Below are 11760 nucleotides of genomic sequence, written 5' to 3'. Positions count from 1 at the left end.
TACAGCTAGTGATGACAGGCTGCCGCTCTCCTGAGTGCGTTGAGCGGATGGCAAATAAGTCCTAGGGTGCCTGGAATGATTCGCTTATCAATCGCATAGGATGCGCCATAACGTTTCTCGGGTTGTGGCATCCAGGGTTAGCCGTTGGCGAGCCATAACCTGTTTTAATCCTTCACCTATGCAAGCAGCGGGCATCGTAAAAAATCCGTGCTTTCGGAACCAAGGCCCATTCCAAGGAGGCTCACGAAAGGTCGTCAAACTTACCGCGCGAACCCCAAGGCTTTTAGCATGCTCTATGACTACCGAAAGCAGCGTTGCCCCAATGCCCATCCCTGAAGCACTCGATTCAACGGATATGTTGTCTAGATACAAAAGCTCGTCCAGCACCCGCATTGCGACAAATCCAAGTATCTTCTGGCTCTCGCTATCGAGCGCAACCACGACACGACAGGCTTCAAGCCTTGCAGGTGACAATGCAGGTGTCTCAGCGATGTGCGCAAGAGACGGAAAAGCCCTGTAGCGCAAGCGTGCCTCAGCTGAGATACGACATAAATCCGCCGTGTCTTGTATACGACTCAACCGCAGGTAGTAGGAAGGCATGCGTTACGATCTTTCAGGCCTACTGGATGTGGCTTCCGATTTTACCTCGCACACCTCAGGCGAGCATCCACCTGTACGGAAGCTACGGCTCGGTAGCGGGCGCTGGTCGACGTCCGCTTCTGGCCGCTAGCCGCCCTACGCTAACGGCTGCTTTGGGTCGATTCCTGCCGGTCAAGACCTACCCGCGGGGTTAGTCACATCCGATGCAAATGGCTGGTCAAGTCAGATGCAACTTTCCACCTAAGAGTCTAGACACTCCTGTGGCGCGCTCGACGTATGATTGCTGGCCGTGCGGCGCAATTCGTAGAGCCTGCCAGGATTCACCCTCATCAAAAAGCCAAAAGCCAAAAACCAAAAACCAAAAGCCCGCAATTACGCGGGCTTTTGGTTTCTTCTGCTAGACGTACCGGTCTATGCCGGACGCGGGATCACTCCCACTCTATTATCAATAATCATATAAACATCTTTCAAAACTGAACCTCTGGCGAGACAAATCGCTCAAGACCATGAAAAATACCATGCGCCTATTCATCCCTGAGTTGCTCGACATGGCGCAGCTATCTATGCAGCCTTCCCCCTATGAATAACTGACATCACCGGATCGAAGGCAGGCCTCCGACTATCTTGACCGTCTCCACGCTGACGCGAATCACGCGCTTGACCAGATTCAGGATGTAAGTCGGATCGTCGTGCTCGCGGCACCAGTCGTTCGGGTCGTTCTTGATGCTGCTGTCCTTGTCGGTGTAAGGCTCGTAGCGTTCCATCACCCACTCAAGCGCACTCTTGCCGTTGACCACGTATTCGTGCGTCTCTGGCGGGATATTCTTGAGAGTGATGCGGCCGTTGAAGATCAGCACGCTCTTGTCCTTCTCCCGGCCACCTGCCGAGGCAAAGCGCATTTTCTCAACCCGGTAGTACGCGAAGTCGTTGAGGTCGCCCTTTTCCTTGGCCTCTTCGATCACCGGCCACGGCTCGATTACCTCATAGTCGAGATGCAGCGCGGCAAGAGCACGCCCGGCCTGCTCAAATGCCCGGAAGTCAGGGGTGTAGGGAATCCGTGGCAGCACCTTCTTGAGATCGGATGCGTACTGCTCCCGGTACTCGGGAGAGTGCAGCACTCCGTAGCAGTAGTAGAAGATGGCTTCCTTGGTGATGGTCGCGTCCGCATAGTGCTTGCGGAAGTTGGCCAAAGCCACGTCGGTGATGCCATCACGCTTTACATACCCGTGGGCCTCGGCGTCATCGGCATCGTCACCATCGAAGCTGAATCCAGACTGCGCGGCCTTCTCAGTGGCAGGCTCATACCAGTAGAGAGGGAAGCACAGGCCCTTCGAGATCACCTCAAGATCAGGCAGGATGTTCCCCATCAGGCATGAGAAATCCTTACTCGCTCCATTGCCGGTGAGCTGGATGGCCAAGTTCCGGTGCTTCGCCGTGGGATACAGCTTCGGCTGCTGGTAAACGCAGTTGTTGAGTCGCCGGTTGAAGTACACCCACTGCTTGCAGAAAGGGCGGTACTCGGCCACGCGAATTCCGTCCGGGTCGAACTCGCACAGCTTCCCACGACTGAGATCGGTGTAGAGCTCGCGCGTCCACTTGATGTTTCGCGGGTTCGGGTCAGCCAAGTCCATCGCCATCTTATAGGCATCGATGCCAGCCGCCTTGCAGCGCTCGCTATGTAGCGCCACCTGCTCGTTGTAGCGGTCGATCATCCGCTTGACGTTGCCTTCGAGGGCCGCTCGGCTCGGGTTGTAGACCCATGTGTCGCGGTTGGTTTTCACGCCGCTTGAGCGCATCACAAAAATGGCATCCGGCGCGTCATTGAAGGGCACGAAGGCGTTGAAGTCACCGCTGCGCTGGTTGATCCAATCGTGGTGCTCGTTCGGCTCAAGTGTCTGCCACGGCACGCTTTGGTGACTGCCGAAGCCGGTGATGATGTCCAGTTTCTGTTCGCGAGTAAGGTAGTCACCGATGTCGTGATAGCGAACCGTCGCCTTGCCTGTGTGCGCCTTGCGCTTGACGAGCAGGGTGATGGCGACCGGCGTGCGGGAACCAGAGCCAAAGACGTTGCCCGCCTCCTTGCGGCGAAGCTCACCTTGGGTTCGACCATTGCCTCGCAGGTTGAACACATAGACATCCGAGAACTCGTCCTGAACGGTCTTGCGGAACCCATCCATCGTGTTGCCGTCGATCCAGCCGCCATTGGTGACGAAGCAAACGATGCCTTCATCCTTGATTCGGTCGGTCGCCCAACGGAACGCACGGATATAGGAGTCGTACAGGCTGTTCTTGAGCGTCGCGGTCGAGTGCGCGGCGTAGGTCACCGCAATGCGCCCGTCAAGCCGTGAATACTTGAGGTTCTGGTTGTTGTCGTTCCCGCCATCCTGTCCAACAGAGTAGGGCGGATTGCCCACAATCACACGGATGTCACGTGCCTTCTGGCGGTCGGCCCGCTCGTGGTTCTCCGGCAGGCCCTCGTCGATGTCGCCGTTCTGGGGCTCGCTCATCTGGAAGGTATCAGTCAGCACGATGCCGGGGAACGGCTCGTATTCCTGCCCTGTGACGCGATGGAAGGCTTCCTCGATGTTGATTGCCGCGATGTAGTAGGCCAGCAGCACGATCTCGTTGGCGTGCATCTCATGGCGGTACTTGTAGGCCAGCTTGTCAGGCGGAATCAGCCCCGTTTCGATCAGCCGCACGGGGAAGGTACCTGTGCCGGTGAAGGGGTCAAGGATGTGAACGTTCTGGTCAGCCAGCCGGGTGCCGAAGTGCGCCTGGAGGGCGGCATCGGCACTTTGCAGGATGAAGTCCACGATCTCGACCGGCGTGTACACAATGCCCAGCCGTTCGACCATGCGCGGGAAAGCGCTCTTGAAGAACTTGTCGTACAGCTCGACGATGATCTTTTGCCGCCCCTTCGGGTCGGTGATGCCGGATGCCCGCTCGCGCACACTGGCATAGAAGCCCTCCAGCGTCTCATGTTCCTTGTCCAGCGCCTGCGCGTCGAGGACGTCCATGATTTTCTGCATGGACTGCGACACGGGATTCTTGCTGGTGAAAGCGTAGCCCTCGAACAGCGCATCGAACACCGGCTTGGTGATGATGTGCTGCGCCAGCATCTCGATGGCGTCGTTCTGGCTAACACTAGGGTTTAGGTTCTTCCTGACCCCCTTGAGGAACTCATCGAATGCTTTTTTGCCCTTGGAATACGGTTTCTCCAGCAGGGCGCGAATGCGCATCTGGTGACGGTCGGCAATCTCGGCAATGTCTTTGGCCCAGTCTTCCCAGTAGCGGCGGTTGCCGCACTTGTTGACGATCTTGGCAAACATGGCGTCCTGCCACTTGCCGAGCTCCTCTGGATCGAAGGCAAAGCCAAGCTGTTCCCCGCCAAAGGCATCGGCTTTCTCGTTGCCGCCGCCCACGCCAATGACGTTCACCACACCATTACCTTTGCCGGTCAGGTCGATGGTGGCGAACTGCTTGTCCAGCCGGTCATCGTGGGCACGCAAGGCGTTGAGCACCTGCCAAACCACGCGGTACTTCTTATTGTCATCAAGTGCCGTCTCGGGTGAGGTGTCCTTGCGGATACCGATGGGCAGAATCACATAACCGTACTTCTTACGACCAGTCGGGTCTTTACGCATCACACGACCGACCGACTGCACCACGTCCACCACGGAATCGCGGGGGTTCAGGAAAATGGCAGCGTCCAGTGCCGGGACATCCACGCCTTCGGAAAGACAGCGGGCGTTGGTCAGGATGCGGCATAGCGGCTCTTCCTTGCCGATGTTGTCCTTGAGCCAGGAGAGCTTCTGGTTGCGCTCGACCACGTTCATGGTGCCATCGACGTGTTTCGCCTCCAGTGCGGGCAGGTAGTCGATCTGGTTGCCCAGGTCGTCGGAAATGCGCTCGAACTCGGCGGTCAGCAGCTTGGAATGCTTGATCGACTGCGCGAAAGCGATGGCAGTGCGCATTGGTTGCGGATCGACACTGACATCCATGCCATCCTCGGCGGCGACGTGCTTACCCAAGCCATTCCAGCAGCCGACGATCTTCACCGCGTCATCCAGCTTGAGTTCGTCGCCGCTGTCGGCGATGCGCCTGTTGAGCACTCTGCTGACGTGCAATTCATCAACAGCGATCACCAGCACTTTGTAGTCGGACAGCAGATCGCGACGGACAGCTTCATCGAAGCGAAGCTGATGGAACACAGGGCCGAAGGTGGTCGTATCGTCCATCGAGAAAACTTGCACATCGTTTTCTTCAGCCTTGCTCTTACTGGCTTCGGCATAGATGCGCGGCGTGGCTGTCATGTAAAGCCGCTTGCCAGCCTTGATGTAGGCGTTGTCATGGACGCGCACGAATGCAGAATGGTCTTCGCCGGGAGCGGTATAGCCCGCAGTGCGGTGAGCCTCATCGCACACCACCAGGTCGAACGCCATGCCGGTTTTCTGCTGCGCCTGATGTACCACTTCGATGGACTGATAGGTCGAAAAGATCACCGTGATGGCGCTCTCGTCCTGCGTTGCGGTGAGGGAGGCCGCCAGCTTGTTTGCATTCGTCGTGGCCGGATAAGCCAGTTCGTAGATGCGCATGTCCTCTTCATTCCGGCTGGCCTTGCTATCCGAGCACACAGCAAAGCAGCGCAACGGTACACTGGCATCGGCTGTCCACGCCCGCAACGTCTGCGACAGCAGCGCGATGGATGGCACTAGGAACAGTATGTTCTGGCCCGGCTTAACCATCTGCTCGGCGATGATGAGCGAGGTGTAGGTTTTACCTGTGCCGCAGGCCATGATGAGCTTGCCACGGTCGTGGGCCTGGAAGCCTTTGGTGACATTGAGCAGGGCTTCGCTCTGATGTAGGCGAGGGTCTTTCTTGGGCAGTTTGCGCAGTTGATCGGGCTTGTCCAGCGAGAACTGTGACCAGTCAATCGGGGAGGCTTCCAGGTCCTCCAAGGTCATCAGTTCGACCGGTATGGTCTGGCCTTCCAATGCATCCGCCGCGTGCTTGGAGAGCGGCGCAGTTGCCACGATAAGTCGCTGGGTAAAGCCCCCCTTGCCAGAGAGTGTGAAGAAGTTACCCAGATCGCCCATTGGAATCTGGGAGTCGTAAAACTTGCACTGGATCGCGCAGTAACCATCCTCATCGCGCAGCTTCGCCACCAAGTCGATACCGGTGTCCGGCAGTTTATAACCAAGGGCTTCCCGCTGAGGCCAGTCCTTCCAGAACCAGACGTCTTCAAACAATGCAAGGTACTGCGGGTCAAGTTTGAGGTAGGTACGCATCAGCCGCTCGAAGCGGTCGCCTAGGTCACGGTTGAAAGCGGATTCATTCCTGTATTGCTGGAGGATGTCACGGATCATGGTGTTTTCTTCACTGGTTGGGCCTCGACCACTCCAAGCTCCCGGCGTGGTGCGGCCTTGTAGACTGTCGTTCTGGATACGTTGTAGCGTTCAGCGATCTGGCTGACCGGAATGGTCGGATCAGACATGAGTCGCTTAATCTCTTTGACCTGCTGAGGTGTCAGCTTTGGCCTGCGGCCACCCGACCGGCCACGGGCACGTGCAGCTACAAGCCCTGCTCGAGTGCGTTCTCGGATCAGGTTCCGCTCGAACTCGGCGAGTGCGGCGAAAACATGGAAAACCAGCTTGCCCGCTGCGCTATTTGTTTCGATTTTTTCGGTTAGGCTTTCAAAACCGACGCCCTTCTTCTCTAGCTCACCGATGATGCGCACAAGGTCGGGCAAGCTGCGCCCCAGCCTGTCAAGACGCCAAACCACAAGGGTGTCACTCTCGCGCAGGGTTTTCAGGCACGCTGCCAGTTCTCTGCGCTCGGCATCTTTACCGCTGGCGGTGTCGGAGTACAAGCAGCCGTCGGCAATGCCAGCCCGATGCAGCGCGTCAACCTGCAAGTCAAGGTTCTGGTCATCTGTCGAAACTCGGGCGTACCCGATGCGTTGCCCCATGCCGTTCGGTTCCGTCGTACAGGAAGATGTCCAGCAAACGCATGTTTGGCGGACTTTGAAAAATTGACGGAAATATTAACAACCTAATGGCAGTCTGGACAGACGACCGAGTACTGGCCACAGGTGTTCAGAAAACTACCGTTTTGTGAACACCTGGCCCTCTTGAGGCTCCCGCTACGACCTGCAAGCGCACCGAGGTCGCTCGAGGAGGCAGCAGGAAGTTTGGAATGAGCGTTTTTTTGAAAAAATAAGAGGATGGTGTACAAACACTATTCGTGCCTGGCCTGGTCGTGCGCTCCAACCGCGAGGGCTAGCTGTCGCAACAAAATATCCAGCTCTGCTGGGTCGCCATCGCGCATTACATGAGCGAGCAATTCAAATGCATATGCAGGGTCTGCTCTGAGCTGCTCGGCCATCGCCTCGTCGTGCGATCGATCTCTCATTCGGTCTTGCCTTCTCGCTTCGAAACAAATGAACCAAGGCAACCCAGCATACAGTGAGCAAGGCAGGATGGCATCGAGCCTAGGAGTCGAACGGAAGGCAGCAAATCAGCCACCAATTTTTAGAGGTTCTAGATACCAGAACCGATCAGACCTGGGAGTTTATTTGCGAGTTTCGACAATGTTTCCCATCTTCATTTCGATGGCCACCTGTAACCTTCTGAATTCCATCATTACACCTCCTACATCAATCGCGTTCGCGCCTTAGCTAAATCACCCACAGTGGTCAGGTCAACGACCGACCGAATAGGCGTGCTCATGCCTATGGTGCAAAGGTAACCCGAAGGGGACATGCCGGCTTCTCTGACCTCATTAGTAATCGCCGCCTTTTCCTCGTCAGTAACCCAAACTTCGATTGGCTTGCCGCGTCGTAAAATCGTCGTTTTCTCTTTAGCGCTGCTTTTCATAGGCGCTCCATTTATAGCGATGTTTTGCCTTTAGACGCGGTAGCGGCTGTACGCCTCGCAGAGCCCGATGCCATTGAGCCGCTGGCGAATAAGGGGCGGTGTTAGATGGGGACGGGCTTGCCCGTACCCGTACAACACACATCTTGCCGTCTATTCCTATGCGATTCTATGCAACTGCAGCAGAGATGCCATTTGCATCTCATCTAATCCCGTAGATTCGCGCAAGTTCGCATACATTCGCATACATTCGCATACATTCGCATAGCGTCGCATTGATAAACGGCCTCAATCGCATAGAGTCGCGCAGAATCGCATAAAGCCGTCACAGCGAACGAGGTCGACTGAATTATCTAACGCCGGGCACCAAAACAGACTGATTGGTGGCGAGGGTGGCGGATCAGCCATTGGTTGCGGCAGCCCCTGCTGCTGCAGGTGCGGCGGATGCCGGAGGCATCAGCGGCGGCGGTCTGGCAGGAGCGATCAACTCTAGTATTACCAGTGCAAGCTCCGCTGGTGCTGCCTCGCCAGTAGGTGGCGCTACGTCCCCGGCCGTAGGGGCCAGCACTGATGGCGGTACAGCTACCCCATCGGCTACGTCCAGCAACGACGACCAGCAGATCGCTAAGTAGACCGGGAAGGCCGCGAAGAGCAGCGGTGACAATGGTCAGAAGGCAACGCCGAAAGGCGGAGCTGTTATTTCCGGCAACGCACTGTCCCAAGCGGCCAATGGTGGCGCAAAAGCGCTTGGCATCATTGCATCACTGACAGTATTGGGCATGGAAGATGCTTACTCAGCGACGCTTGGTGCTGGTCTTCCACAACCAGCTTACGGTGACTCCAGCTCGCTCAAATCCGCAGCGCCGCTGCGGAAGCCCCAGACATGGAAACCAATGTCATTCGACCAGATACGAACACGAGCTCGAATTCCGGACGCACCGATGTTCCGAGCACAATCTCAAGCAATGACCAACCGGAGAACCATGAATAGCATTCTGATGTTCGCTGGATTCGTCTTACTCGCCTCCACCCTGGCTATTGCCATGTAGGCGTTCGGCCTTAGGCTACGAAGCGAAGGCTACGGGCCATTGCTCGATAGACTGGATCGACAATGCGCCGCCTTGCGGCTTCGAGTTAGCCCGCTGGCCCTTTCGGCTTCCAATCACATGTTTTCCGGGGTGCAACACCTGAATCGCCTCCCACTGCTTGGTAGCAAGAGCAATGCTGATCAAGCCCAGCAAATCCTGGTGGCGATCCGAGGGGCGCAGGAAGCCTAAAGGCTTGACTCCCCCGGTAACCGCTGACCCTCCAATTCCCCGCCAGAGTGCGGGGTGTTGTTTTCCGGAGATACCAAATCTTAGTAGTACGCACGGACCTGTCTCAACTCACCCTTTCGGACAAGCCCCCTACCGGTACTCCATCAGAGCGACGCCCCCAGACAGCCTTGATCAAAAGCGCGGAGGACTCTGCCGTTAGTAGCACGCACGGACTTTAAACACCTCGACCCTCAGCTCGTACAGCATACGGTCTAATGCGCAGGGGCTTCGCCATTAGTAATACGCACGGACTTGGTACACTGAATCGCCGGTGCGTTTATGTATCTAGAAACCGCCATGACTGATACAGCCATTTGCTTAGCGATGGCCCGTACGCTCAAGCCCTCGCGCCTGAGGGACTGTGCCTTCGCCTGCTTGGAGTTCGCGGCTTCAAGGTAGGTTTCCCGGTCTACCGCACCGGAGGCGCGTCTGCGACCTTCCTCGCGCTTCCTGTGCCGTTCCGCGGCTTCGGCCTGGCTGACGATGGTTTTAAGCTGACGCTGCTCGTCGGTGGTGATCCCGAACAGGTTGATAAGCGTGTCGTTTCGCGGCGTGTAAAGCGGTGTGTAGTCCTTGCCACCGAAGCTGATCTTTTCCCCAGCTTCGTAGGCTTTGGCCTTACTGAACAGCGTCATAAGCTCCTTCGAGCGGCTGTTCCATTGCGGATCGAGCTCGCGGGCTAGCGCGGCCGCCTCGTGGTACATCTGCTTGCTGTTAGTCGCCCCTGACAGCAACAGGAAATTCAGCCGCCAAAACAGATGCTGCATCCGGCTGCCTTCGCTAACGCCGCCTCGCAGCTCGGCGAGCTTGCGCAGGTCTTCGAGGCGATCCCATGCCAGCTGTCTACCGGAGAATCCACGCAAATTGCTGTCTTTGCCGCCGGACACCAAAAGGAAAGGCTTTTTCCTGGCGCGCTGCTCGGCAACCTCCTGCCGCTGCTGCTCGATCGTCCAGCGTGCCGCTGGTAGCAGCGCCTCGGTCAGATATTCAAAGTTGTAGCGAATCGGTTCGCTGTCTGCGCCTCTCTGGATATGAACAACGCGGCAGACTTCCCCGCTCTTGCTGTTGACCGTCTCCACGATGCGCAGCACACGGCTGGCGTCCTTGGCCATTGGGTCAGCGCCAACGTGCGCAAGGCGATCCACAAGGTATTGTTGACAAGCATTCCAACGAGGCAGAGCCTGACGCGGAATCGTGCCATCCAGCAGCCATTTGGCCTGTATGCCCCGGCCGCTGTAAATCAGCACGGATGGCAACGGCAAGCCCTCCTCGCCGCAAAAATACAGTACAGATGCCGCTAATGCCTCTGGGTTGCGTCCAGTCAGTGCTGGCACTCGGTAGGTGTCGAGGTCGACAAACAGCAGGCCTAGCCGCAGAAGGTTGACGACTCGCCTACTAGGCCGAATGAACTCAGCTTGGGACATCCATGTGTCACGTTCTTTGTCCAACAACGTGAGCACCTTCGGCATATCAGCCAAGCGATGAGAAGACTGGCGCTTTTCACCTCGGGAATCTACGAGCAAGGAAAAAAAGCCGGGTCTCTTGCTGTCGTGGTACATCTCCGCTTCGTACTGAGACCCGAAAAGGGCGAGCTGTGAGCTTGCGCCCGTCAGCTCTACCAGAGCGTTGGCAGTGTCTGAACGAGGAATCGATATCGACCTTGTCTCAGGCCCGATCCGCACCGTTCAGACTGCCATTCCTGGCCTTGGAGCGGGGCCAGCCTCCCTACACGAATCAATCCACTCCTCTACCTCGGCCAAATCCCACACAACCTTGCGACTACTCACCGCAATGCGGCGCGGGAATTTACCCTTCATTTCAAAGTTATAGATCGTGCGCTCACACAGCGGGATCATCGCCAGGAGAGTCTTTTTGTCGATCAGTTTTTTGCTCGATGAATGCATAGCGAGGCCCTATCAGTCACAACGAATGTGTGCCTGATCGTGCCTGTAGGTGCCTATTGCTTCGACGGAATAATTGGCTAAAATGGTTGACATGAAGAAACAGTCGACCATCGCTATTTGGGAGGGGTGTGACGCCTCCGTCAAAGAGGCCCTACACAGATTCCTCGATCGCTGGCAGCCCTACTCCACAGCATCTAAACGTTATTCGATCTTTCGCCTGGTCGAAGAGCTTATCGATCCTGCCGTAGCGGCATACGCCAAAACCCTTCCATCGAGCTATCAGGGCCACATCCCCGGAGCGGGAACGAACGTAGCGTTCAGCACGATTATGCAGCTGGTTGGTAATGCCGCCATGGTTCGCCTACAGCGCCAATTGCTGCGAGCTTTTGTTCTGACGCATGACAAGCAGTCAGGGGTTGATCGTTGCTTCATTGCAACGCTTGAGACGTTGATAGAATTGGTGATGGCATGTAGACGCAAGCAGCCGTCGACAAAAGATATGGGCGGTCTAAACGGTCAGCGTTTGAAAGGATTCTGTAGGTTCTGCGGCGCGCGAGCGGAACTTGCATTGTTCGCTGAAGGTGAGAGCCAGCGTGATATCGACGAACACTTACGCCTGAGCAACCTGTACTGCAGTGCTCATCGTCCAAGGACGCCAGATGGGATCTGGAATCCGGCATACAGGCAAGCAATGAGATCTGTAACGCAGTTCGATATAGAGCTGGCCAGACTCAGTAGGCAGTGCGCAATACGAACAGAGCCTCTAGCGAAGTCAGGCGACGAGCTCGTCGACGCGTATATCTTTCGATACATGCTTGGCCAAACCTTGCACCTAGCGGACGAATCGCAGCTAAGAAACCTTGCTCGCCTGATGGTAGACATGAAGCTGACAGACCGAAAAAAACAAATCCTCGCACTTCAAAAACTTGGCTTCAACCAGTCAGACATTGCTCGCAGGTTAGCGATCGAGCGCCAAGCAGTATCTAAAGCTCTTCGCTCAGTTCCTGATTGCTTTCGACTTTCGACGCCGTGAGAGCATTGAACGGGGTAATTGCATACACGTGGCCA

7 protein-coding genes and 1 pseudogene are annotated in these 11760 nt (G+C 56.5%); 2 read left to right on the top strand and 6 right to left on the bottom strand.

Translation table 11 applies throughout. The features are described from left to right. Positions 1-87: 87 nt before the first annotated feature. The 4 genes from OMP44_RS00845 to OMP44_RS00825 form a co-directional block, all read right to left on the bottom strand. A complete protein-coding gene (locus OMP44_RS00845) occupies positions 88-600 on the bottom strand; it encodes a GNAT family N-acetyltransferase (RefSeq protein ID WP_187980057.1) in 513 nt (170 codons plus the stop codon). Positions 601-1193: 593 nt separating this feature from the next. Further along, positions 1194-5966: a DEAD/DEAH box helicase gene (locus OMP44_RS00840; protein WP_280305954.1), complete on the bottom strand. Its 4773-nt coding sequence runs from the start codon at positions 5964-5966 to the stop codon at positions 1194-1196. Beyond that, positions 5963-6568, bottom strand: coding sequence for a recombinase family protein (locus tag OMP44_RS00835; RefSeq protein WP_280305953.1), 606 nt, complete (start codon positions 6566-6568; stop codon positions 5963-5965). Before OMP44_RS00835 ends, OMP44_RS00840 begins: the two co-directional genes overlap by 4 nt. A 682-nt stretch (positions 6569-7250) precedes the next feature. Continuing rightward, positions 7251-7475, bottom strand: a complete 225-nt coding sequence (locus tag OMP44_RS00825) for a plasmid mobilization protein (RefSeq protein ID WP_280305949.1) — start codon at positions 7473-7475, stop codon at positions 7251-7253. Between the two features lie 980 nt (positions 7476-8455). Between OMP44_RS00825 and OMP44_RS00820 the strand changes: the two are divergent. Beyond that, a pseudogene (locus tag OMP44_RS00820) lies at positions 8456-8749 on the top strand (hypothetical protein). 251 nt (positions 8750-9000) lie between these two features. On the opposite strand, the gene OMP44_RS00815 reads toward OMP44_RS00820, so the two are convergent. Together OMP44_RS00815 and OMP44_RS00810 are read right to left on the bottom strand one after the other, a co-directional pair. After that, positions 9001-10347 carry a lysis system spanin subunit gene (locus tag OMP44_RS00815; protein ID WP_183628782.1) on the bottom strand — a complete coding sequence of 449 codons (1347 nt, stop codon included), beginning with the start codon at positions 10345-10347 and terminating at the stop codon, positions 9001-9003. Between the two features lie 126 nt (positions 10348-10473). Further along, entirely contained in the window at positions 10474-10692 is a 219-nt protein-coding gene (locus OMP44_RS00810) for a helix-turn-helix transcriptional regulator (protein WP_280305948.1), read from the bottom strand. An 82-nt stretch (positions 10693-10774) separates the two neighbouring features. Between OMP44_RS00810 and OMP44_RS00805 the strand changes: the two genes are divergently transcribed. Continuing rightward, complete coding sequence (locus tag OMP44_RS00805) at positions 10775-11725, top strand: LuxR family transcriptional regulator (RefSeq protein WP_280305947.1); 951 nt, start codon at positions 10775-10777, stop codon at positions 11723-11725. The last annotated feature ends 35 nt before the right edge of the window (positions 11726-11760 follow it).

It is taken from the genome of Pseudomonas flavocrustae (assembly GCF_029872515.1).
Lineage (GTDB): Bacteria > Pseudomonadota > Gammaproteobacteria > Pseudomonadales > Pseudomonadaceae > Chryseomonas > Chryseomonas aestiva.
Note: the sequence above shows the minus strand (reverse complement) of the source record. Positions and strands in the feature narration are given on the sequence as shown.

Coding starts and splice junctions, on each gene's coding strand:
- OMP44_RS00845 (WP_187980057.1), bottom strand. CDS start 600: ATGCCTTCCTACTACCTGCGGTTGAGTCGTATACAAGACACGGCGGAT.
- OMP44_RS00840 (WP_280305954.1), bottom strand. CDS start 5,966: ATGATCCGTGACATCCTCCAGCAATACAGGAATGAATCCGCTTTCAAC.
- OMP44_RS00835 (WP_280305953.1), bottom strand. CDS start 6,568: ATGGGGCAACGCATCGGGTACGCCCGAGTTTCGACAGATGACCAGAAC.
- OMP44_RS00825 (WP_280305949.1), bottom strand. CDS start 7,475: ATGAAAAGCAGCGCTAAAGAGAAAACGACGATTTTACGACGCGGCAAG.
- OMP44_RS00815 (WP_183628782.1), bottom strand. CDS start 10,347: ATGTACCACGACAGCAAGAGACCCGGCTTTTTTTCCTTGCTCGTAGAT.
- OMP44_RS00810 (WP_280305948.1), bottom strand. CDS start 10,692: ATGCATTCATCGAGCAAAAAACTGATCGACAAAAAGACTCTCCTGGCG.
- OMP44_RS00805 (WP_280305947.1), top strand. CDS start 10,775: ATGGTTGACATGAAGAAACAGTCGACCATCGCTATTTGGGAGGGGTGT.